Origin of the sequence: Singulisphaera photorubra (assembly GCF_045290345.1) — a bacterium.
Taxonomy (GTDB): Bacteria; Planctomycetota; Planctomycetia; order Isosphaerales; family Isosphaeraceae; genus Singulisphaera.
This window is the reverse complement of the sequence record NZ_CP155447.1, coordinates 6,647,404-6,671,921: the sequence shown is the minus strand read 5'-3', so window position 1 is coordinate 6,671,921 and position 24,518 is coordinate 6,647,404. Positions and strand designations below refer to the sequence as shown.

The following is a 24,518-nucleotide window of genomic DNA, read 5'->3' as shown; positions in this document are numbered from 1 at the left end:
GTAATTATCAACAACTGTCGATAATCGCTATGTCCCCCTTTTTTTTTCCCTGGTGGCGAGCCGCTCTTCCTAGTCAGGAAGGGCATCCGGCTACTCGGCGTGCCCCTGTCCTCGCTCGAAGCCGAGGGGGAGCTGCGAGTCGGTCAGCAGAAGCTGTTGCCGATTTGAGACGAGATGTCTGGCAATAAGCGAGCCGAAATCTAATCCATCGGCCTGATTCCTTGTTAACAGGCGACAGATCGATTTAGCTTGGCTTGCCGTCGGAGTCTGGGGACGGATCTAACTGGGCTTTAGGCGGCGAAGCTTCAGCGAGTTCATGGTGAGTAGGCCAATCGAACGGAATGAGTTTCTCCTCATCCCCCCACTGTTTCTTCACAGCCTTCGTATATCGCTCATCGTCCGGGAAATAAGCGTGCTCGAGCAGGATAATCTGCAAGGTCTTCTGATTCTCGACCTCTTGGAATAGTACGTCAACGTATTGCTTCAGATCGGTGCGATCGGACGACTCTAATCGGACTTGCCCCGGGTTTGTTTCGGGCGAATAGAACGGCCGGCTGATCTGATCGAAGATGATCACTCCCGGAACGGGCCGGTTTCCCTCGGCGAAAAGCCTATGCAGGCCGAATAGCGCACTGATTCTCCCGCTCAGGTAGCTTTCGTCGCCCCCGATGTCCCGCAGGTCATACACTTTCGAGCCACGAACAAACTGGATTCTCACTTTTCGTGCATCGAACATGATCTGCAGATCACGGTAATTTTCGTCGAAGGGGAGATCTTTCAACACTTGGGTCGCAAACCCAGAGACTTGGAGCTGCAGGGCGTTAAGCCTTTCAGCCTTCGCCTCCGGATCGACGATCCCCTCCAACTCTCGAATTTCAGCATCAATGTCCGTGCGTGGCGCAGCTGCTACTGCCTCCTGAGCCTCAACCATCGACTCCAGGAAGTAGCTAATCCGACCGGATACCCGCATCCGCCTTTGATCGAGTTCGAGCCGCTGGGAATAGGCCTCAGATTCCTTCACTATCGCCGAGATCTGCTCCCTGACCACCGAGAGGGCCACGGTGTTCGCCTCAATCTCGGCTTCCAATCTCGCGATGTATGAATCGATCTGCGGCCGGTCTTGCTCGACCTCGTTGAGATCGCCATCGAGCCGATCCAAGGCACCGAGGATCGACGTCATAGGGATCGTTCTATCTGCTATCGAGGAATCGCAAATCGGGCAGGTCTCGCGCTCGTTCCCTGACCGGAAAAAGGATTGGACATCCAGTTTCCGCCGCTGCCGCTGGACCGTCTGGGTGAAGCCGGTGGCCGATTCCAGCATATCGCGAGCAGCCGCGAGCTGCGATCTAGCTCGTGATATTGAGTTGAGCAACCCACGCTCTTGTGCGTAAAGATCGGCCAGCGTGTTCTGCCCGACAGCATCTACTTCCAAGCCAGGAGCCCATGCCGCAGCTAGCTGGAGTGCCTGGAGAGTTTTGTTGGCCGCGTCTGCGCCCGCGGGAGCGTTGATCATCCCCAGGGAGACGGCCTCCTGCAGAAGAACCGCCCCGCGGGCGAGGGCTTGTGACGCCTCAGCCTTGGCCGCTTCACGGCGTCGTTCTTCTCGCTCCCGCTGCATCCGGAGTTTCTTGAGACGGATTTCAGCGGCGGCAGTATTCTCATCGACCGCTCCCAGGAAATACGGGATTGAATCGATAATGCTCAGCCTATGCTCATCATTCATTCCCCTTAGGAGAGAGATTTTGTCGATAATGACGTCGTCACTCACCAAGATGTACGGCAAAGCGTTGCGAAAGGATATCCGCTTTCCCTCCCGCTCGGTGAATGTCTCACCGATAACCTCAGCCATCTGGAGCAATTGCTCGAAACGGCGAAGTGTCCCGTCGGTATTAGCTACCCTGTGAAGGTCGGCGGCAGATGCTGGGATCGTGACGGGCGTCCCGATCGCATAATACGTGTCCTCCTTCGATTTATGAGGCGGGATGGGAAGTGCTCGGCAAATGACTATCTCTGTCTTCTTCTTAGCCCAGACCACGCCTACCCAAGAGCACTTCTCGGCGATGATGCCTGGAATGTGGCATTCTCTCGCCCCCATGCAGTAATCGAGGGAATCGATGAGGGCGGATTTCCCCGAGTTCGATTCCCCGACGATGATGTTCACAGACGACAGGTCGAATGGTAACTCCACCTTCTGGTTGTCGTGACTGTAGAAGAGCAGGTTCTTGATTTGCCAGCGGCTCATCGGTTAACCCCGAGACTGATCAAGATCGTCTGGGCTGACCGCACCTGCCCGCACCAGGTGCCGAGTCGTTTGGCGAGACTGGTGGCCTTGCCGACCTCTGACATCGTGGAGAAGCTCGGTTTCCTCATGAGCCCATCCGCGTCCGGTATCACGCGACCGGATGGCAGTACGGTAAGCACACGTTGCCGAATCCCGAAAAGCAGGGCCTGGCGACTTACGTTTGCCGAGCCCCTAATCCGGTTGCCAAGCATGACCGTCACTTCGGGGTATCTCCCAAGCCAGGGGATGAGACCGGTGCTCGACTTAGTCTGGGCGAAAGTCGCGGCCGTTTCTTCTGTCAGCACCAGGGGTATTGGGAGGAGAATGAGCGGCAGCAGCGAGCCCTCCGGATCGCCGGTAATATACCCCTCGACGAACGCACGGATCACAAGCGAGCAGAATGCCGGGTTAGTCACGGCGAAGGTGTCAACGCTTATCATCGCCATCAGCCCGCCTCCTTCAGCGCACTCAACAAGGTCGCAAAGTCGGGATGCCAGCCGACTTTCTCCTGTTCGGCCAGCTGTTGGAAGCTGCCTTGCACGAGGTATGCCTGCGACCAGGTGGGTCGGAATGGGGGCAGCTCCATAGTCGCGTTGTGATGCGACCAATCCAAAATGGTCCGCCCCCTGTTACACCGCTCAGGCTCTTCGATCCCCTGGCAGTCATCAACCATCGGCCCGTGTCTTCCGCCCCAGACTTCGATCAAGTTTTTGTCGAATTCGTCCAGGTCCGAAGCGATCGAAATATCATTTTCAAGCCATGCCCCTCGCTGATTCCTAGCCCGCCATCGGGCGACCACTGCCCTCTGAAGCCTTGACTGTCCACCCAGGACCCACTCGATCTGCTTGGCCATAATCCTCCCGGTCTCCGCCTCGATGGAAGCCGGTTCACGGCCGCTGAAATCATCCGGCAACCCCTGAGCCGAGTGCTCGACGAAAAGGTCGTGGAGCTTGCTCTGGAGTTCGGACTTGTGGATCTCTCTTGAGCGTTTCTTTATGAGCGACAGGGCAACCTGACGGTCCCACCATTCGATCAGCCGTTCGACCACGTGGCCGCGAATCGAGGGCAGGAGGACCGACTGGAACCGCTTCTCGACCTCGCCGGGAGCCGTGGCCGCTGTGAAGCTGGCCGGGACGATCTTGATGAGGTCGAGCAATCTCTTGCGGTCATCAGGACCCAAACCCAGATAAGCCTGACAGCCCGCCGCGCGATCCGCAAACGGGATTTTCTTCCCAGCGGCTTTTGCGGTCTTACGTGCTGTCAATACCCGATTCGCTTCCTGATCGAGCGCTTGCCGCAAGGCATCGCGTTCGCTATTTGCCACGGTCAAGCGAGCCAATTCGCACCCGGCAGCTATCTCAGCGCAGGTCACGAAGACGAAACTCACTGACCTGTCGAATGGCCCGGAAGACCAAATGCCTAAGGTGTTCCAAAAACCGTCGTTCTTGACGGTCAGAGGCTTGGGCGTGCCTGTACTGTGCTTTAGCTGGAAAAGGGAGATTAGTCCATCGTGGCGGACCACGTCGTCGGCGGTCTCGACGCTCACCGCACCGCCATCGCTGCTATCTAAGAGCACAACTAACGCGAATAGTCCTTGGAAGTAGTAACCGAGGGCGGAGGGCACAGCCGAGTGGGAGAGGTCTTCCATGGCGTCTTACCAGCTAGGAAACGCGATATAACCAACGTCAGCGCGAAGCTAAAAGGCCAATTTTCCAATTTACCTAAGCCCTGACCGTGTTGCCACTTCCTAGGCTCAGAAAGGGGGACATCGCGATTATCGACAACTGTCGATAATCGCGATGTCCCCCTTTCTTTTCTCGATACCGTCGCCGCCTCGTCACTTCACTTCCTTCGCCGCAATGTAGCCCTGGAACGACTGAACCTCATGCGACCTCCCGATCCGGTGAGGGTTCGCAGACGAAAGCAGCTTGACCCGAAAACCGTCCGTGAGTCGCGTTACCATATACGGACTCGGGTTGGATTTTTGCTGAAAGCGATCTTGGAGAGTGATGGGAGCATTAGGCTTGATCCACACACCCCAATTCGCATCGAACTTTAGATGCTTGTCGTCGATGTATGCGGATTGGTTCGTAAGCAAGAGGTCCAGTGTGATTGGTCCATCTGGCTCTTCCCTCAAAAGGTTCGCCGGAACTCTGGCAGCTTGCTGATTGGGAACCGCGATAATGTTCCCATTCTCGGCAACAATCTCGTAGACGACTGGCTTTGTGTAAGGGGTCTCGCTTTCGAGATTCTCGCTTTCGCTCATATCGACTCCCTAGCGGATTTGAGAGTTCCAACACCAGAACCGGATCCCCCGACTTGACAGTCGGAATGGTTCCATTCTGTCATGATGGCCAAAAGTTCAGGAGAAAGTCAAGACTAATCCGATCGGAATGCTCGTCCGAAAACACATATGATGATGAAAATACGCATAATGATGTGTGGCTAAACGGATTGATCCGAACGGCGTGCAGAAAGAGGGACATAACGATTATCGACAGTTATCGATAGTCGTTATGTCCCTCTTTCTTTTCCTAGGCGTACAAACGGCAGCTGATGATCGAGAAGCGGTTCTCGCAATTCAGGTCGAACTTCGCCGTGACGCCTGTGTACTTGAAGAACGTGACGCGGATTCAGGGGATCATGGCGGCGTACTTTTTCGCGTTGGTGGCGCAAACGTTGATGGAGCGGGAACTGCGTCAAGGGATGGCTGCTGCCAAACTGAAGTCGTTGCCTCTGTACTCGGAAGGACCGGGCGTGCTCACGCCCCACGACGCATCGGGTGATTGAAGTGTTCTCGTCGATCCAACGCCACGAGGTTCGAGTCGGTGAGGGGCCGGCTCAGGTCCTGGTGACCCAACTGACGAAAACGCAACGCCTGATTATTCGACTCCTGGGCCTCGACCCGAAAACCTACGGCCAACCCTAGCCTCGCGGTCGGCGGGCCGGCCCGCTGACCGCGGAAAATGCCGAGATATTGGGCGAGCGACCTGCGGAAAGTAGGAGACATCGCTGCGTTCAGATCAGCGCTTGGGCCTACGACTTCTCGGATCTGGAGTGAATCCCTGAATCACCTCCGTCATCGTCTTTCCGGTCTTAGGCGACAGCGAGAGCTTCAGCGTCGTCTCGTCGAATGCGTACTCACGCAGTCCGGAGTTACGTCGTGCCTCGAATTCCTCTTTCAGAATCCGCTCCGCCTCTTTTACATCGGCCGCGAATCGGATGTCTGGTCGATTGGCGAAGACACCTCTGGCTAGCCTTTCTGCTCGCGCCCTGTCGGCAGAAACGAGAAATGTCAGGCCAAAGCCGACAGTGGTCTCCTGAGTCGGCTTGAACGTAGCGGACCCTTGCAGAATTTGAACTTCAGGATCTGCGATTAGCTGCTTCGCAAACTCCGCCTCTTCATTGGCGCGCTTGGTGCTAGCAACGAATGATGCCTGATTAGCAAAGTGCAGGTGCGTCGCATTGAGACTCGCGTAGTAAGTAGGCTTACGGGTGAGCCGCATCAACGTGCTGGATTCCGGCCCTGTCGAAGGTCCACGAAGTCGCTCACAGTTAGAGTCTACGCTGACGCTAGTCGAAAACTCACGTCCGTTCCGGAGTTCAACGGTGAATTGGGACACCTCATTCCATGGATTAGGAGTATTGGCAAATTCATTGCTCCAAGGCTCCTCCTGTACAACGCGAACCGTCAGCACTTTCGAGTCGCCACGGCGAATCTCTCCTCTCCAAAGATCGAAAGTCGCCCCAACTGGACCGGTCTTCGCGTTGGCATCGTCCAGCGTGCGCACAACTCCCGACAGTTTCCTTTCGTTCTCGCCATCGACCGAGACATAGACTCGCAGGTTAAACGATGTGTACACCTCCCGATCACTCGAGACCGATTGACCGAAAACCTCAACGTTCGATCGGTCATGAATGAGTGAATCGGGAGTTCGCACGTACATGCGAACGACAGTCGTGTCATCGGCTGGATTTACCAAGGGCGTTGAACGCGATTCCACCTTCACTTGGAGACTCACGATTTCGGCAGAAGGGTACGCCGACTTGATTCGCTCAGAGGCCAACTGCTCGGCTTCTTTCACTGCAGATTTTTCGTCAGGTGCCGAGATCGGGATTGTGGATCGTTCCCACCAAGGCAGGCTGCGATTGCGCGACAGCACGACCTTGGCGGTCGCCTCCCAGTTGTACTCTGCACAGTACGCTGCGTGAATTGGCGCCAACAGCGTCAGCACAAACATGGAGAATCGAAGTATCATTGCGACTCCTGGGAGCTTTGCCGTCCAGAGAGGGGCCACTGCGATTCACTCAAGAGGTTTTTGAGTGCTCACTCGGCTTACTTGACGGTAATGACCCTACCGGTTGCCTCGTCGATCACGACTCCGACCCTATTGATGGGATCGAAAAAATTGAGGGTGCCAGGGAATTTCCCTGCACTCTTCTCGCCAACCGCGATGGTATTCTCGACGACCGTCGGGGTAACTCCTCTGAGCATATTTCGATCGAAGCCGTGAGCCGAATATGCCCTACCGTTAGCGACACCCGCGGTATTCATGCGGACTCCCCGCGGAAGCTTCATTTGCACGCGGCGAGTTCCAACGATCCAGTTCGCTTCAGGCACCGCGCGAGCAAAGGGCGCCTGGACTAACGACGGCGATGCGAATCGTGAGATTCCTGAGCCCATGCCTCCAACAGCAGCCACAACCAGGTCACCGAGCCCTATCCAAGATGAGTCGATGGAGTCCTCATCGGTCCTTTGCGGGAGTGCCTTCCTCTTTGCACTCATCGCCGCTCGAGCGAGACGCAATTGAGTATGAAGTGAGTCAAGCCTCGCGAGTTCGACTTCGTCCTCCTTGAATTTGGCGATACGCTTCGTTAACGATTTCTGGAGTTCGTTAATCGCCGCTTCAACTGCCGCTTGCCGTTCATCGAACGCAGAATCTTCTTCAGCCTGACGTTCGCCAGCGGCTTCGACTTCGGCTTCTGACTCGCGAGTAGGTCGGTCGGCATTCGCCAATTGCCCTTCTAGTTGACGGATGCGCGATTTGCATGCTCGAAGTGCGGTTCTCGAATGGTCACATTCACGCGTGAACCGATCCCGGAGATCAAAGTGCCCGCACTTGTCAAATGGGTTGCCGTTTGGGCACCAATCGTACAGCATTGCCGACAGACGTTGATCGATGCTCGCAGCACGTTGTCGCTCGGCGCTGAGCCGGTCGTTGAGTTCGGGAATCATTGCCCGGGACTTCTGTATTTCCTTGGCGGCGTGTTCCTTTGCCTGAGACACCCTCGATTTCGCCTCGGCTTCGGTGGGACGTTGGGGGAATGCGTCCCGAGCGGTCATTTTGATGCGATTGATGGATTCCGCCTGTGCTTCGATGAATTGCCATTGAAAGTCCAGGGTGGACTTAGCCTTGGCCCGGCTTTCCTCGATCGATGACTCGAGCTTCTCCAACGAGTTTGTTGCTTCGTCAATCTGCCTGACGCCCATCGACGTCGTCACCGAACTAGTTTGGGAAGGCGCATCGAGTGCTTGCGATGGTGTACTTGACGGGGTGAGCGTCCGCCGAATGGGCGAGTCCGTCCCGTCTTGTGACAAGGCCGGACCAGAGAAGGCGACGAGGGCCACGAAAAGGGTGGCAATGAGACGCACAGAAATGATCGGAGTCATGCGCCACACCTTGAGTTTGGGAGTGGATGTGAGGTGATTATAGCGAAATTGCTTTCCGAAGGCAATTTCCCAGTCGTACATTCTGGTCAAGGGAAGCACTTCGCGATTCTAAGCGTTGGGAAAAGAAACAGGGATATAGCGATCATCGACAACTGTCGATGATCGCTATATCCCTGTTATAGTGGACCCCGGAAATTGGACCACTCGGTAAGTTATCATTGAGGGAGGTCTTACCGAGGGCGAAGCATGGGACAAATACGCAAGCGACACTCGGCGGCGTTCAAGGCGGAAAAGAAAGGGGGGACATAGCGATTATCGACAGTTGTCGATAATCGCTATGTCTCTGTTTCACGTCCTCGGCTGGTTCTCGCTTGCGAGACGAGCCATTTAACTGATGACGCGAACTCACGTAAATCGGGCTGACACACTGCGGTCGATCGGACCGAAGAAGGCAACGCTCCTCACTCTAAGGCGCAAGGCTCTGTTCACTCTTGAAAAGAAAGGGGAACATAGCGATTAACGACAGTTGTCGATAATCGCTATGTCCCTGTTTCACGTTCCTTCGCCTTACCGTTGGCTTCATGCCATGCGGGACATAGCGATTATCGGCAGTTGTCAATGATCGTTATGTCCCTGTTTCACGTCCCGCCAGCCCACGCGAACCGCCAGCCGCGTTGCACGCTTCGGTCCGACACTCCGCGGTGGATCAGACCGAAGCAGGCAACGCTCCTGACGCTAACGCGCAAGGCTCTGTCCACCTTTGAGCCCGTTGCCTGCCCGCCGCGGATGATCGCCCTGTCCCCCCGCTCGTTGAAGTTTTGGGGGGTGCTGATCGGCTCGGCGGATCTGTCGTGAAAGCGAGAGGAACCTCGACCCACGAGAAGCAGGACGCCCCTGACTTTCCCGCGACCCGGTCCCGTCGCGTTCAGGCAGTTGGAGGAACCGCTCCCACTTTCGCCCGCCGATCCTGGGTCTATCGTTGCTCCCCGACGCGTTGCGGAAGTCGCCGATGTACCAGTTCCGGCCCTGTTGGCCCCTCAGAGTGTCCGACGCCGCGTCGTCGAAGACTGTGACGCCGGGCAACAGCCGCGTCGCGAGGAGGTCGTCCACCCGGTTCTCGTAGCTCGCGGGCGAGTCCCACTTCGCGAGGACCTGATCGAGGGCGTCCAGGTCCTCGTCGTGCGCCGTGTACCCGCCGACCAGGACGTCCCCGCCCTTGCCGCCCTTGAGTCTGTCACTGCCGAGACCGCCGATCAAGACGCTCCGGTCGTCCTTGCCTGTCAGTTTGTCAATTCCGTCGCCGCCGACGAGAATGCTATTTCCATCCTCGCTCCTCAGGTTGTCGTTGCCGGCCCCTCCAAGGACGATGGCGGCAATCGTCTGGCTGGTGTGCAGTTGGGAGTCAAGCTTCAAATCGACCTTGTCGTCCCCGGCGTAGGCGATGACGACGATGCGCGAGATGCCAGTCCGGTTGAACGACTGCTTGATCTTACGGTCGTCCAGCTTGGCGTCCACCTCGAGCAGGTTGCCTTTCTTGGCGTTCACCTTGATATCATCCCGACCGTCGGTGCCGAGGATGTACAGGGTGCCGTCCACCAGACCGGCTCCGGACACCACCGCCTTCACGGTGACCGCCTGCGATACGGCGAAGTCACTGTCCACCGCGTCCACGGTGACGTTGTAGATGCCGCCTGCGGCGTACGTGTGGGTGACGTTGAAGGTCTTCGTGACCGGGTCGACTGCGAACGCCTCGACAGCCGAGCCGTCGCCCCAGTTGACCCGGACAGCGTGGGCGTCACGACCGGGGTCGGCCACCGTCCCGGCGATCCGGACGACGCCATCGAGGGACGGGTTGGCCGTCGGGGTGCCGTGGTCGGACATCAGCGTGGTGATGGTCGGCGCGGTGTTCAGCACGGTCAGCACGGCGGAGGCGAAGTCGAAGTCGCCGTAGACGTCGGTCACCCGCACGTGGGCGGTGAACGAGGCCGGCCCGTCGTCGATCCCGAGCGCCTGCAGTTGGGCCCAGCTCAGCGTGGGCCTCGCACCGGTCGCGTCGGTGAACACACCGTCGCCGTTCAGGTCCCACTCGTATTTCAGCGTGGACGGCGACTGGTTGGCGTCCGTCGTCGCGGTCGCGTCGACGGTCAGCGAGTCCCCCTCGCTGATCCGGTAAGTGCCGCCGGCGCTTGCCACCGGCGGGGAGTTCGGGACGACCAATAGTTTCTGGGCCGTCACCTGGCCGCCGTCCCCGTCGGTTACCACGAGCTTCAGGCCGTATGCCCCAATCTGGTCGGCGGTGAATCCGGTCGACGGGCCCGAGAGAGCGAACGAGGTGCCATCGGGCCGTGTCACCGTCCACGCGTAGGTGAGCGGGTCGCTGGCTCCGGCCCGGTCGGAGGCCTGGGCGTGAAGGTTGACCGGGGAGTCGACAAACACTCGGCCTGGCCAGCTCAGGCTCGTCAGCACCGGGTCGAGGTTGGCGACGGCGATCGTGCCCCCCGGAGCGGTCGCCTCGCCGTTGGCGTTGCCTGCGTTCAGGGCCACCACATACGGACCATTATCCGCCGGGGTGAATGTCACCTCCCGGCCGACCTGAGTGAAGGCCGGCCGCCCGGCCGGGGTGATCGTCCACGTGAAGATGAGCGGCCCGCCGCCCAGGGCGTCTGTGGCGACGGCGCTCAAGGTGACCGGTGAACCCTCCTGGCCGATCGTCGGCACGTTCACCTGGTGGATCGTGATCGGCGTCAGCTTCACATCCACCACGGATGGAGCAGAAGCCACCTGGCCGCCGTCGCCGTCGGTCAACACCAATGTGACTTCGTACGAGCCGGCCGCGGCCGGGGTGAAGCTTGGCCTCGGGCCGGTGAAGATCAAGGCCGGCCCGGTGGGCGGCGTGATCGTCCAGGTGTAGACCAGGTCCAGCCGGTCGCCGGCAACGTCCGTCGCGTCCGCACTCAGGACGACCCCGTGGCCGACGTAGCCTGTGGTCGGGACGGCGACGGTTCGCAGCCTCGGGTCGAGGTTCGCCACCGACACGCTGGCCGTTCGGAAGGCCGTGCCACCGTCACCGTCGGCCAGATCGACGCGGATCTCATAAATGCCGCTGTCCTCGGTGGGGAAGCTCACCGCCGGGCCGGTTCGGGTGATCGTACCGCCGGCCGGGGTGGTGATCGTCCAGGTGTAGGTCAGTGCCGCCCGATCGCTGGGAACGTCGTCGCCGCGGACGCTCAAGGCGACCGTGTCACCCTCGAAGAGGGGACCGGTTGGCACCACGATCGCCCCGAGGGTTGGGTTCACGTTGGCGACGACGATCGGGGCCAGGGCACGGGTGGCCGACCCGCCGTCGTCGTCCCGCACGGTCAGGCTGACCTGGTAGGTGCCGTCGTCCGCGGGCGTGAAGGTGGCCTCGTTGCCGTAAACATACGACTTCGTCCCGTCCGGGGCGGTCAGTGTCCAGACGGCGACGACCGGGTCCACGGCCCCCGCCGGGTCGCTGGCCGTCGCGGATAGGTGCAGGGCGACGCCCTCGGTGCCGCTGGTCGGTGCGGTAGCGCTGTCGATCGTGGGGTTCAGGTTGGCGACCGTCACACTCACCGGGTCGGACGTCGTTGACTGGTTCTCGTTGTCGGTGACCGTCACCGACACGAGGTAAATCCCGTTGTCGGCGAACGTGAACGGCACGGTCGCCCCGAGGAACGTGCTCACGCTGCCGCTGGGGCTAAGTACCGTCCAGGCATAACGGAGTCCGGCGACGCTGCCGTCGTTGTCCAGCCCGGCGACGGAGAAGGAGACGGTGTCCGTCTCGTTGGCCGAGGTCGGCACTTGCAAGGAGCTGAGGACGATCTGGGGGGCCAGGGAGGCCACGGCAATCGACGCCGAGCGAACGTCCTGGCCGCCGTCGCCATCGCTCACCGTCAGCTCGACGCTGTGTGGTCCGCCGTCGGGGACGAAGCTCACCGTCGGGCCGTCGAGCGTGAGGACGGTCCCGGTCCGCACGTTCGTCACTTTCCAGCGGTACGCCAGCGGGTCGGCCGAGCCGGCGGGGTCCTTCGCGGTCGCGGTCAAAGTGATCGGCTCAGCCTCGGTGCCCGTCGCCGGGACAACGAAGGTCTCGATGCGCGGCGGCAGGTTGGCGACCGTAAGCGCGGCCGACTGGCTCACGGTCGTGCCGTCGTCATCCGTGAGCGTCAAGGTGACGAGGTAGTGACCATTCTCCGGCGCGAGGAAGTCGAACGAGCCGGGGTAGGCCCGGACCTGGCCGAGCAGCGCGGGCGGGAGGGCGGGGAACAGCCCCGCCGGGTTGTCAGGCCGCACCGTCGCGTCCGGGTTCACCGTGCCGGTGAGCGTCTGGAAGAAGCCATTCGGCCCGCTGACGGACCAGGCGAACGTGAGCGTGTCACTCCCCTGGACTGGGCCGACGGCAAGTGCCTTGACGTGGTGCGCCCCACCCTCCACGCCCGGTGAGGGCGCCACCGTTAGCGAGGCGATCCGTGGGCCGACGTCGGCCACGACGACGTTCAGCGAGGTGGATGGGTTTGCGAACGTCCCCTCGCTGTTCGTCAGGCTGGTCACGGTCACCAGGTAGGTGGCGGCGTCGGCGTAGACGTGCAAGGGGGGCTGGTCGGTCCCCTTGACGACCGACGTGGTTCCGTCGCCCCAGTTCACGACGTAGCCGGCGACCGTCTCGTTGCCCGGGTCGGTCACTTGCACGTTGAGGATCAAGGGCCGCGACGGGTCGCCTTCGACAGCCCCCGGCGACGCCTGGCTCAGGGTGACGTGCGGGGCGACATCGAGGGCAGTCACACTGAGTTCGTTGCCGGACGGGTGCAGGACGCCGGAGACGTCCTGAGCCACCGCGGAGATGGTGTAGCTCCCGTCGGCGGCGTAAACATGGCTCACGGTAGTCGGGTCGCTTGTGACCGTCTGCACGGCACTGCCGTCGCCCCAGTTGATCGCCCAACTCGCGATGGCGGGCAGGCCAGGGGCCCCACGACCGAGCGTGAGGATGTAGCTCGACCCCTCATTCACCGTGGCCGACCCGCTCAGGGTGCGGGAGGCGGCGACGGTCAGAACCTTTGTCACCGGGCCGAAGGCACCGTCCTCGTCCGTCGCGCTGACGCGGATGGTCCAGTCGCCGGGGACGGCGTAGACGTGGGTGGCCGTCGCCGGCGTGCCGTTGAACGTCTCGGCCTGCGAGCCATCGCCCCAGTCCACCGTCCATGTGCGGACGGCATCAACTCCCGGGTCGCTGGACGACAGGCCGAGGGTGAAGAGCGACCCAACCTCCACGATCCCGGCCCCGGATAGGGTCAGCGTCGGGGCGGTATTGGTCACCGTCAGTACGGCGACCTCCGTGTTCGTGTAAGTCTGGTCACCGAGCGTCGTGGTGACCCTCAGCGACACGGCGTAGGTGCCGTTGTCGGCGATGCCGGCCGCGACGAGGTCGCTCCAGGTGAGCGCCGCGGGGGTGGCGCCGGTGACCACGCGGCCGCCGACCGTCCACTCGTAGGAGACGACCGTCTGCCCGGACGGGATGAGGGTGGCGGTGCCGTCGAGGCTCAGTGAGCCACCCTCGACGAGGGTGTACGGGCCACCGGCGTGGGCCGTCGGACTGCCGAGGATGTTGATCTGCTCGATCGTGGCGTACGTCACGCCGTAAGTGACTGCCGCGACCTTCACCGTGCCGGCGCTGGGCTGCGGGGCCACCGGGCTGGAGGTCTGCCCGTGGGCGTCGAAGGTCAGCGTGTCGCCCGTGTTCGGCGCGTCCCCATTTACCGTAACCTGCGACCCGAGCCGCGCCCCGTCCACCAGGATCTGATCGGAGCCGGCTCCGCCGTTGAGCGTGGTGACGGCCCCGGTGCCGGTGGCGTAGACGCTGATCCGATCGTCGTCGTTGCCGCCGTTGACCGTCGTCGTCGAGTTGTTGCCGGTGCTCAGCAGGTCGAGCGTATCTTCGTCGTCGCCGAGGTTCACCGTGGCGGCCTTGCCGGCCGCGGTGTTACGGAGCGTGACGACATCGGCCCCCCCTTGGGTGTTGAGCGTGAACGGAACCGCGACCTCGCCGACGCTCACGACGTCGCCCCCGCCGGCCGACTGCACGGTCAGGCTCTCCACGCCGTTGAATGCGACGTCGTAGGTCCGCGGCGGCGGCGTGCTGGCGGCGACGTCGAGCACGGCCACGCCGCCGGCCCCGAACACCGAACCGGCGGTCGAGACGTACAGCTTGCCGCCGCGGATGTCGAGGTCGCTGACGCCGTTAATCCCGGTCATGCCGCCGGCTCCGTCGCGCAGTTGCTGCAAGATGATCAGCGCGCCGGTCGAGGCGTCGCGGCCGAAGACGCCCAGTGTGTCGGTGCCGCCGGCGACGACGACATACTTGCCATCGCTGCTGACGACGACGCGGACGGCACCGCCAATCCCCTGGACGCCGGCGCTGCCGTCGCGGAGCGACTGGACGAAGGTCAAGGTTCCGGAGACCGGCGAACGTCGGAAGGCGACGACGGAGGAGTCCCGCTTGCTGGTCACGTAGACCGACGTCCCGTCCGGGCTGAGGGCGACGGCGACCGGGTTGGACATCTGCGTCACGCCGCCGACGCCGTTGCTATAGATCCCGAGGACGGAGAGGGTGGCGTTCTCCGCGAGCCAGAACAGGTTCCCGGTGCCGGCGCTGGTGACGTAGAGGTGGCCATCCGTGCTGGATGCCAGGCTCGACGGTTCGATCAAGCCGGCGTCGGTGAACTTCGACGAGTAGCTCAGCCGCCCGGTGGTGGTGTTGCGCGAGAACACCGCGATGGCGTTCTCGTCGAACCCTGCGACGTACACCTGGGTGCCGTCGGTACGCACGGTCAGCGACCGCGCCCCGGCGAGGCCATCGACGCCGCCGACGCCGTCGGTCAGCACCTGGCCGAGCGTGAGCGCGCCGGTGGTGGCGTTACGGTCATAGACGAAGACCGAATCCTCGGCCGGGTTGGTGACATAAACGGTCTTGCCGTCGGGGCTGATGGCCACCGACGCTCCGTCGGTCAAGCCTGCCGGGATCACCTGCGTCGCGGCCCCCAATGCTCCCGTCACCGCATCGACATTGGCGACGATGAGGACGCCGAACTTCGTGCTGACCGAGTACGCGTGTTTGCCGTCGGGGCTGAGAGCCGTCTGGACGTTGTCGCGCTGGGTCGCGGCCGCCGCCGTAACGCTCTGCCCCTGGAAGTTGCTGACGGCGATCCCTCCGTCCAGCGTGATCTGGTTGGTGCCGATGCTGGCCCCGTAGTAGTGCTGGCCGTCGGGGCCGTATTCCAGGTCCGCCAGCGACGTCACGCCCGGCAAGCCGAGCTGCTGCGGGTTCGAGAGCATCCCGGAGCCGTTGCGGTCGAACGAGACGACCGGCGTCACCGTCGGCGTGGGCGTGAAAACCTCGTACACGGTGTAGGCGAGGCTGTAGTCGATGACGATCGCCGTCCCGAGGATGTTCGGACTTTGGAGACGGACCGAGTGAGAGCCCACCGCGGTATTGACGTCGATAGAGGTCGGGCCCGTGCCGACCCGGACGGTGCGGGTGGTGTCTACCTCGAAGACATCGATCGTGGCAGTGGAAGTCAGCGGCTGGTCGTAGTAATTCTTTAGATCGAGCGGATTGCCCCCCTCGATGACCGTGTTATCGGCTGCGAAGATTTGACTAGAATTGACATTGATTCTTATGTCTTCGCCCGTGGACGGGTCATTCCCGTCGATGACCGTGATCGAGTCGAGCCGCAGATACTTCGTCGGCGGCAGCACGGGAACGCTGTTGATGTCAAACGAGGCGAGCACCTGGCTGCCGTTCGGCGCGACCGCCACCGCCGTGGCGTTTGCCGGATGGGAGGCGTCGGGGGCGGCGGAGGTCGCCAGCCGAAACAGCAAGTTGCCGGTGTACGCTAAGGTATCGACTCCCCCGGCGCGGCTGGCGTAGACGATGCCGTTCGGCCCAGTCGCCACATCCGTGAACGGGCCGTTGATGAACGCCGCCGTGCTGTTCAGACCGCCTCCGGGGAGCAGGTGGATGTAGTCCATGAAGCTACCGGCGACGAACAGGTCGGCGCTGTCGGGGCTGACGGCGATGGCGCCGTATCCGCTCGACGTCAGGGGCCGCAGCTCGGCGAGCGTCAGTGCCCCGGTCGCAACGTCGCGCCCGAGCCGCACCACCTGGGTGTTGGTGGTGGCGTAGACGTTCAGGCCGTTCGGCGCGACCGCCAGCGCGGTGACGGCCGTGCCTACCGCCTGGAAGCCACGGTACACAAGCCGGCCGGTCGCCGGCACCCGCTCGAAGGTGGCGACCGCACCGTCCAGGGCGCTGGCGACGTAGACGTTCTTGCCGTCGGGGCTGACGACGACGGCCTGGGCCCCGTTCAGCCCGTCCACTCCGAGCTGCCCGTCGCGCAGCACCTGCACGAACGTCAGCGCCCCGGTTCCGGCGGCGCGGCGGAACACAGCCACGGCGTTGTCGTACAGGCCGGTCGCGTAGACGTGCTGGCCATCGGGGCTGATCGCGATGCTGTTGGCCCCGGACAGGCCTTCGACCGTGACCCCGTAGTTGAACCCGGTGAAGTCGCTGACCTTTTTGAACGAGAGGACGTTCGCCCCCTCCCTGATCCGCACGCGCGCCCCGTCCACGTTGATGAACTGGGGCTGGGCGACCGTATCTTCCACGATCAGCGAGTCGGCGAGCGAGCCGGCCCCGTTGAACAGCGTCGGGGTGTCGAAGGTGTTGAACACCTCGACCGCGCCGACGTAGACGCGGCCGTTGCGATACGCCCAGGCGACCGGCAGCGTCGAGCCGGAGATGTCGCTGACGACGACCTTCCCGGCGGTAAACACGAGGTTGTTGCCGAACGGCGAGCCGGTCAGGGCGCTGGGGTTGGTGAAGTCGACGTAAAGCGTGTCGGCCGGGTTGCTCGGGTCGGTCGGGTTGTTGACCGTGGTCAGGCCGCCGACCGCGCGGACGTGGAGCTCGTCGGAGCCGCCGCCACTGTTGATCTGGGTCAGGGCGGGGCCGGCGGGCGTGCCATTGACGGTGAAGACGTCGGAGCCGCCGCCGAGGTTGACGTCGATCTTCTCGAACCCGCTGTAGGTGACGTCCACGAAACCGCTGAATTGCGTCGCCGTCATCGCCCCGATCCGCGGGACCGACGAGCCCGTCTGGTCGATCACAAGCCGGTCGCCGCTCGGCCCAGGCGTGCCAGTGCTGGCGCTCACGATGAGTGGCCCGACCGTGGCCTTCACCGTCAGCAAACTGTCGGCCGGGCCGAGGGCGATGCGGGTCGCGGCGGCGTGGGTGGATTCGACCGTGATCGCCGTGGCGACGAATGCCTCGATGGCGACCTCCGCCAGCCCGGCGTAGGCCGTCGCGATACTGCCCGCGCTGACCCGGCTGGACGTGACGGTCACCGATGTCGGGTCGCCGTCGATGACGGTGAACACCGCCTTGTCGCTGCCGTCGCCGTCGAAGGTGGCGCTGCCAATCGGCAGACGGTAGGTGTCGGTCCCGCCTCCGCCGGCCAGGTGGATCTTGATCCGTTCGCCGGCCGAATCGCCGCTGCGCGGTCCGGAAACGGTCATCGTGTCGGCGCTGCCCAGTCCCTCGACCCGTAGCCGATCGAGGTTGGCGGTGATGCCCTGGAGCGTCACCGTCGCCGCCCCGTTGCGGGTGACGTGCACCAGGTTGCCACTGACGTCGATGCCGAACGTGTCGATGCCGCCCGTTCCCTGGACGACGGCGGTATCGGCCGCGCCGTCGTCGCGGGCGGCGACGGTGGTGGCGGAGCCGATGCTGCTCTGGTTGCCCTCGATGTTGCCGAGGTCCAGCGCCACCGTCGTGATGGTCGTTCCGGCCAGGTCGATGACGGTGACCGTGTCGGCCCCGCCGCGGGCGTTGACGGCGATCGTCTCGAAGCCGGCACCAACAACGCTGTTGTTCGTCGCGCCGATGAACTGCGCCCGCACGTTAAAGCCGCTGGGACTGATCGTGATCGCCTCGGCCGCGTCGGTGCCGTTAACGGTAAGCGTGTCCGCGTCCGCCCCGCCGTCGATGGTGCTCGGCTGGCCGTCGCCGACGTTCCAGGTGATCCGGTCCATCCCCGAGCCGCCGAGCAGGGCATCCGGCCCGCCGCCGCCGAACAGGAAATCGTTGCCGCCCTCACCCTCCAGGCGGTCGTTGCCCGTGCTTCCGATCAGGATGTCGTTGCCATCGCCGCCTCGGAACGTGACCGCGGCGACCGTCTCGTTGATGAACAGGTCGTTGCCCGCTCCGCCGTCGATCACGATGGGCAGGCCCGGGACGACGGGCCGCCTCGAGTCGAGGATGACGCGGAACTCGTCGTTGCCGCCGCCGAAGTCGGCGCTGACGGAGGTGACGTTGCGGAAGGTCTGGGTGGCTCCGAACGCTCGTAGGATGATGTCTTCGCCAGGCCCGCTCTGGCTCGCCCCGAGCGACTGGAGCGTGTACGCCTCGTCCACTACAGCAACGCCGTCCTTCTTGCCGGCGTTGCGGTTCACTCCGGCGGCGCCGACGTTGAGCGTCAGCACGCCGCCGGCGAGTTGACCGAGTCGCGGGTCGGGCCGGGCACCGAGCAGGAAATAGCCGAGGGTGAAATCGACGTCGTAGGTGATCCCCAGGACGGTGACGTCGGCCATCGCGGTGGCCTTGCCGCTCTCGCCGTTGTAGTCGATGCCAATCCCGGCCCCCACCAGGGTGACGCCGGCCGCCCGCGCCTCGCCGGATGCGCTGCCGCCGAAATCCAGCGTCATGACGCCGCTCGTGTTGGGCAGGTAACTGGCGTACAGATTGACCGACGCGCGGAGGCCCCAGTCGTCGGTGCCCAGTACGACCTGGCCGTTGAGGTCCAGGTCGAACAGTCCGCGCGAGTCGAAGAAGCCAACGGCGCTGACCGTTGCCAGCCCGAACAGGTCGGCGGAGAAATTGCCCGCGACGCGGAAGAACTGCTCGCCGGTGATGGGGTCGAAGCCACCGCTGATGCTCGCGTCGCCGGTGAAGGTGACCACGCTCAGCAAAACCAGCTCAACGTCCTTGATCGCGATCTCGCCGAACCCGATGCGGGTGTCGATCGAGAGTGACAGTTGGCCGCTCGCCTCGAAGATGCCCTGGACGCCGAACGGGACAGGATCCCCGCTCGAAGTGGAACCGCCGAGCGTGAGGGCGGCGTCAAGCACAAGGCCGGGGTTGGCACCGTAGTAGATGCCGGCGGTCCCATCGACGCGCAAGACGCTCGCCCCGAAGAACTGGAGCCCGGCATGGATCTCCAGCTCCAGCGCCTCCGCCCCGACAAGCAGGCTAAATGAACCCTCCAGCCCAAACCCGGCGATGTCGACCAGGCCGCCGATGTACAGCACACCCGAGTGGGCCGGGAGCGGCTGGTCCTCGAGGTTCGGGTTCTGGAACTCGATGGTGGACGCGGTTGAGGTCGTGTTCACTCCCAGGTAGACCTCGACCCCGGCACGCAGATCGACCTGCGGGATGTTCAGATCGGCCTGCAAGCCGATGTAGCCGATCAGCCCATCGGAATTGATCCGCAGCCGGCCGGTGGCCTCGGCGTTGAGTAGGCTTTCGGCCCCGGGCAGGGTGAGCGAGGCGTTCGCGGAGACATCCAGCTCAAACCCGGTGGCGGCAACCAGGATGCGGAAATCGCCCTCCAGCCGGAACGAGTTGGCAAGCGTCATGCTGACGTCAACCAGCCCGTCCCCGTCGGGGTCGGTGCTGCCGCCCGGCGGGGTTGTCTCATCCGGGTCGCCAAACTGCAGCACGAAATAAGGCGCGTCCGGCAGCGGCGTGCCGTCGAGCAGCGTCGCGTGGCCCGGCACCACGACCGACAACTGGCCGTTGGCCATCGGCAGCGGCGGCAAGGACAGGCCGCCGGCGTTCTCACGCTTATCCTGGATCGCCTGGAGGCGGTCCTGGAGCCGGTCCGGGATGGCGTAGGTGTACTCCTGACCGAGGGTGTTGATCAGCAACTGGGCCGATCCCACGATCTCGGCGACCCCCTGCAGCCCGGCCGAGATGAGCAGGTCCACCCGGCCGACCACCTGCGGCGCGATCAACGCTCCGTCCACCATCCCGGCGAGGTCGCGGAGGGCCAGCACGCCGACCGCGTCCAGGCTCATGAGGTTGAACTCCTCGCCCGCCGTCACACTCAGGTCGAGGCGGCCCGCCAGGAACAGGTCCAGGTCCACGCCGAGGTCGCCGCGCACGGTCAGGTCGGTCGCCGCCCGGGTGTTTTCGAGCACCGCCAGCTCGCCGCCACGGGTGACGACGTAATACGACTTCGTGCCGTCGTCGATTCTCCAGCGCGGCCCGGCCCCGGGCACGACCAGGGGACTGACTGTGGCCTCATCGCTCAAGCCCAGGGCTTCGACGATCGCCTGGGGAATCGTCCCACTGTCTAACAGTGCCGCGGCCGAGCCGGCGAGCACGAGGCGTGAGGCGTCCACCGAGATTCGGGCGCTGAACGCCCCATCGAAACTGATTTGCGCGCCGACGCCGAACGCTGACTGGCCGAGGCTTAGCGACCCCTCGCCCTCGAGCACCAGCGTGGTCGGGTCGAGCGTCAGCGTCTCCGGCTCGCGGCCGGGCAACGTGAGCTCCAGGTCGCGGGAGGCGGTGGACGTATTGAACCCCAGTAACAGCGCGGCGTCGGCGCTGATGCCGGCGTCCTTGAGGAACGAGAGGTCCGGGTTGTCGGTGGTGAAATCGAGCTTCACCGCTCCGATGATCTCGACCGGTCCGTCCCCCTGCCGGCTGATGATCACCCGCCCGGCCGCGCTGACGAGATCGCTGACGGGAATGATCCCCTCAATCGACAGGCTGCCGGAGACGTTCAACTCGACCGAAGTCACGTCGGCGTTGTTCGCGATTTGCAGGTCCAGCTCGGCGAAGCCGCCGTCCGGCCCGCCGTCGCCTCCGAATACGGCGGTGGCGAAGCTCGAGATGCCGACTTCGCCGCGGCCCAGGATGTTGAAGCGGAACGCAGCAGGGGCCACCCCGGTCACCGCCGGGTTGGTCAGGTTGCCGGCCGCATCGAGGAATTCGATCGTCGCCTGCCCCTTGATGGTCACGAGCGATGGGCCACCATCGGCCGGCGGGAAGGTCCCGAGGAAGACCAGCTTGACCGGATCGGTCGGGTTGGCCTTGTCCACCTGGCTGAGGTCGGCAAACAGCCGCAGCTCTGCCGAGACGTTGTCCGCCAGCGTCGCCTTGCCGAGGATCACGAACTTACCGTCGGTCGTGATGATGATATCAACGTCGGCCCGGAACGAGTGCTGGGAGACGTAGCTGCTATAGAGCGTCGCCCCGGCCTCGATCCGCACGACGGCGTCCGCGTCGGCCGCGGCCGTGTCGCCGCCGGTGACGGCAAGGCGGTCGCCGCGGACGGTGACGAAGTAGACCGTGTCGCCGTCGCTGATCTTCCACTTTGACGGGGCCTGGCCTGCCCGCGCGATCACCTCCACCAAGGCGCCAGCGTTGAGCATCAACTGATTGTCCGCGAACGCATCGAGGACTGCCTGGGTGACCACCCCACCCTCGCCGAGTGAGGCCGCCAGGGCATCGTCTTCGGTGGTGAAGCGGGCCTTGGTCACGTCGAGCTTGCCGTCCCTCGACTCGATCAGGTAGGTGGCCGCCAGGTATTTGACTTGCCAGAGTGTCCCGGCCTCCAGCTCCGTCACCTCGCCACTCACCTCATCGTCGGCGACCGGGTACCCGGCGTCGTCGAACGCGGCCGCGAGCGTGCCGCCAGCCGCAATTTCACCCGTCTCCAGCTCGTCGATGATGTCACTAACGTCGTCTTCGATGATGAAGATCCGGCTGCCACCGCTGACCTGGTTGACAACCTGTTGCTTGAGCTGCTCCTGCCACTGGGCGGCGGTCAGCGACGTGGTCGGCTGGAAGATCGGAGCGAGTAGCTCGTCGGGAGACTGCGGAACCGGCAGCGGCGTGGCATTGAAGCTGATGCCGCCGCGGAAGCCGCTGAGCGTCAGCCCGGCGATCGGCTCCAGCACGAGCGGCACGTCGGCCCGCAGGTACCCCTGGAGGAATCCGCGCTCGCTGAAGCCGACCAGGATCTCGACGCCGATGTCGCCGAACTGAAATCCGCCGTTGATACCGGCATAGAAGACGGTGCTGGCGAAGTCCGTCTCGCCGTCGTCGAGGACGTTGCCCTCGTCATCAAGTTTGACAATGCCGCCAATGACCGCTCCCTCGATACGACCGGCGAAGAGGTCGCCCGAGACACCGACGGAGAAGCCGTCGAGTGCGACGATCGGGAACTCACCGTTGGCCAGGCGGTACGGGTCGATCACCATGTTGTCCACGCCGCCGCTGAATGTCAGCGGGCCGATCGTGCCGGTCACGCTGGCGGTCAGGGCGATGGTGAACTGGTCGGGCTGGTCGTCGAAGTCGGCCCAGTCGAGGCTCAGCGTGTCGATCTTGAACGGCAGGAAGGCCGGTAGTTTGAGCTTGGAGGCGGTGTCGGCCCCGAAGTCCGCGGAGATGGAGAGCGTCTCCGGGCCGGTGATGGTGCCGTCGCCGGCGATGACGACCCCGCTCACCGCGCCGGTGAGGGTCAGGTCGGCGGCGGCGATGAAGACCGAGGCGGAGGCGGTGCCGATCGACAGCAGGGTCTCGGAGCCGGTCGCCGTCGGGATAAACTCGACGTCGCTGGCGCTGAGGGTCACAAGGCTGCCGAGTTGGCCGGTGAGCGACCCGACGCTGAACCTGAAGCGGTTGACCGCGCCGGCGGCGTCGAAGCCGAGTTCGGCTGCGACGTCCTCGCCGGTGAGGGTGGCCCCGGCGGTCGCTACGGCGATGCCGCCGGCCCCGATCTGGAAGCGGTCGAGCGACACGCCCTCGCTGGTGCTGAAGCGGAAGTTGCCCAGCTCGATGAATGGGTTCGTGATCTCCAGGACGCCGAGAGCGAACGTGTCCTCGACGGTGAGCCGGGCGGCCCCGAACGCGAAGCCGTCGGCCCGCACGACCAGCCCGGGCAGTTCCTCCGACCCAGTCAATTCGCCCAGCAGCTTGAGCTTCGGCACCGAGAGCGTGAGGTCTTCGGCGACGATGAGCTCCTGCGACTCTCCACCCTCGGGATCGTAGGTGATGGCGAGGCCGTTGGCTGAGGCGGTCAGCACGCCGGGCACGTCCAGTACGAACGTGGCGGCGGTGAAGACAAACGCCCCGGATGCGCCGAAGCTGGTGATCTGGCCGGTGTCCGGATCGACATCCCCGTCCAGGGTGAACGACCCGGTCAGATCTTCGGCGACGGCGCTCATCAGGCCTGACTCGTCGCCCTCGGCCCCCTCCTTGGCAAACGACAGTGACGCGGACGCCGCAGACAGCCCAAGCTGGACGCTCAGCCCGCCGCTGCCGAAGCTCAGGTTCGGGATGACGAGTCCGACCTCTTCCAGCGCGATCGGCCCGAGTGAAGCGGAGAAGGTGAGTTGTCCACCGCCGCTGGACACAGCCGGGAGCCCCTGTCCCGGCAGCAGGGTGAAGCCGCTGACCGTGAAACTGTCCTCGACCAGGGCGAACGCTGGGTCGTCGTCTTCATTCAGTCCGAGCGTGAATTCGGCGGTTTCGCTCGACAGGGCGACGGCTCTCACCGATCCGGTATAGAGGGTGAGATCGATCCCGACGCCGCCGATCAACAGGGTGTTGCTGTTACGGGTGACCGTGAAGTCGCCGCCAACGGAGAAGGCCGGGGAGAGGCCGCCGACGGAGAAGGTGGCGTCGCCTTGCAGCCGGTTGGTTCCGCCGGCGAACGACAGGTTCTCGGTGCCCAGCGGGGTCGGCACCGGGATGTCGGCGGCGTTGCCCGTGGTATTGACCTCGTAGGAAAAGGCCGAGGAGGCGAGGCTCAGGCCGGGCAGTCCGACGATCGCCAGGCCGACGCCGTCGCTGACGTTGTCGGTGGTGAGGCGGGCGGCGAGGCCGGTAGGGACGAGGGCCATCGCGCCGCCGGCGTCGGACAACTGGATCCCGACCGCCCCGCCGAAGTTGACAGCGGCGTTCGACGCGGTCACGCCGACGCCCGGCCGTCCGGTCAGCTCCGCGAAGGTGAGAGCCCCGGTGATTACCTGGTTACCAAACTCGACGCGGCCTTCGATGGTGGTGGAAACGGCTTGGCCGTCGGCGGCGCTGAAGAAGTTGAAGAGGCGCTGACTTTCGGAGTCGTGCTGCGCGACGATCTTGATGGGCTCAGCGGAGGCGGGGTTGATCAGGGCGTACTTTTCGGTCGGCGTATCGATAATGCTGGCGGTTAATCCGCCGGCGAGAAGGAGTCGATCTTCGAGAAATTCGAGGGAGAGCGCGCCGCGGCGGAGGCGGGGGAGCGGTTTTCGCGTCTTGTGGGAGGAACGGCGCATCAAAAACTCCACGATGTTGGTGTCTGCACCTACAAGAGTGGGCGAGCTCGCCCCAGACAGGTGCCTCAATCGATGAAGAGCTGGGAGTGTTGAAAAGCTCGCGCCCGTTCGTCCTGGTCGTGTCCGGGGTCAAGCAGGCGGTGGTACTTTGCATCGCCATTT

General features: G+C 63.6%; 9 protein-coding genes. 2 read left to right on the top strand and 7 right to left on the bottom strand.

Annotation, left to right across the window (positions count from 1 at the left end; translation table 11 throughout):
* Positions 1-244: 244 nt before the first annotated feature.
* The 4 genes from V5E97_RS24995 to V5E97_RS24980 all read right to left on the bottom strand — a co-directional run bounded on the left by V5E97_RS24995 (position 245) and on the right by V5E97_RS24980 (position 4,547).
* The gene (locus V5E97_RS24995) at positions 245-2,242 is read right to left on the bottom strand and encodes a DUF3732 domain-containing protein (protein ID WP_406694305.1); all 1,998 of its coding nucleotides are present in this window, start codon (positions 2,240-2,242) and stop codon (positions 245-247) included.
* Positions 2,239-2,727: a three component ABC system middle component gene (locus V5E97_RS24990; protein ID WP_406694304.1), complete on the bottom strand. Its 489-nt coding sequence runs from the start codon at positions 2,725-2,727 to the stop codon at positions 2,239-2,241. The genes V5E97_RS24995 and V5E97_RS24990 overlap by 4 nt, the downstream gene beginning before the upstream one ends.
* On the bottom strand, positions 2,727-3,605 hold the full coding sequence (locus V5E97_RS24985) for an ABC-three component system protein (RefSeq protein WP_406701212.1): 879 nt from the start codon (positions 3,603-3,605) through the stop codon (positions 2,727-2,729). The genes V5E97_RS24990 and V5E97_RS24985 overlap by 1 nt, the downstream gene beginning before the upstream one ends.
* Positions 3,606-4,118: 513 nt before the next feature.
* Complete coding sequence (locus tag V5E97_RS24980) at positions 4,119-4,547, bottom strand: hypothetical protein (protein ID WP_406694303.1); 429 nt, start codon at positions 4,545-4,547, stop codon at positions 4,119-4,121.
* A 290-nt stretch (positions 4,548-4,837) separates the two neighbouring features.
* Between V5E97_RS24980 and V5E97_RS24975 the strand changes: the two genes are divergently transcribed.
* On the top strand, positions 4,838-5,071 hold the full coding sequence (locus tag V5E97_RS24975) for a hypothetical protein (RefSeq protein WP_406694302.1): 234 nt from the start codon (positions 4,838-4,840) through the stop codon (positions 5,069-5,071).
* Positions 5,064-5,210 (top strand): hypothetical protein, encoded by a 147-nt coding sequence (locus tag V5E97_RS24970; protein ID WP_406694301.1) that lies wholly within the window; start codon positions 5,064-5,066, stop codon positions 5,208-5,210. The genes V5E97_RS24975 and V5E97_RS24970 overlap by 8 nt, the downstream gene beginning before the upstream one ends.
* 94 nt (positions 5,211-5,304) lie before the next feature.
* Here V5E97_RS24970 and V5E97_RS24965 read toward each other — a convergent pair whose 3' ends face one another.
* The 3 genes from V5E97_RS24965 to V5E97_RS24955 all read right to left on the bottom strand — a co-directional run bounded on the left by V5E97_RS24965 (position 5,305) and on the right by V5E97_RS24955 (position 24,356).
* Positions 5,305-6,540 carry a hypothetical protein gene (locus V5E97_RS24965; RefSeq protein WP_406694300.1) on the bottom strand — a complete coding sequence of 412 codons (1,236 nt, stop codon included), beginning with the start codon at positions 6,538-6,540 and terminating at the stop codon, positions 5,305-5,307.
* Between the two features lie 77 nt (positions 6,541-6,617).
* The gene (locus V5E97_RS24960) at positions 6,618-7,952 is read right to left on the bottom strand and encodes a hypothetical protein (protein ID WP_406694299.1); all 1,335 of its coding nucleotides are present in this window, start codon (positions 7,950-7,952) and stop codon (positions 6,618-6,620) included.
* Positions 7,953-8,687: 735 nt separating this feature from the next.
* On the bottom strand, positions 8,688-24,356 hold the full coding sequence (locus V5E97_RS24955) for a PKD domain-containing protein (RefSeq protein WP_406694298.1): 15,669 nt from the start codon (positions 24,354-24,356) through the stop codon (positions 8,688-8,690).
* Between the last annotated feature and the right edge of the window lie 162 nt (positions 24,357-24,518).

Bases quoted from the DNA above. Each gene is read 5' to 3' on its own strand.
- V5E97_RS24995 (WP_406694305.1), bottom strand. From the start codon at position 2,242: ATGAGCCGCTGGCAAATCAAGAACCTGCTCTTCTACAGTCACGACAAC.
- V5E97_RS24990 (WP_406694304.1), bottom strand. From the start codon at position 2,727: ATGGCGATGATAAGCGTTGACACCTTCGCCGTGACTAACCCGGCATTC.
- V5E97_RS24980 (WP_406694303.1), bottom strand. From the start codon at position 4,547: ATGAGCGAAAGCGAGAATCTCGAAAGCGAGACCCCTTACACAAAGCCA.
- V5E97_RS24975 (WP_406694302.1), top strand. From the start codon at position 4,838: ATGATCGAGAAGCGGTTCTCGCAATTCAGGTCGAACTTCGCCGTGACG.
- V5E97_RS24965 (WP_406694300.1), bottom strand. From the start codon at position 6,540: ATGATACTTCGATTCTCCATGTTTGTGCTGACGCTGTTGGCGCCAATT.
- V5E97_RS24960 (WP_406694299.1), bottom strand. From the start codon at position 7,952: ATGACTCCGATCATTTCTGTGCGTCTCATTGCCACCCTTTTCGTGGCC.
- V5E97_RS24955 (WP_406694298.1), bottom strand. From the start codon at position 24,356: ATGCGCCGTTCCTCCCACAAGACGCGAAAACCGCTCCCCCGCCTCCGC.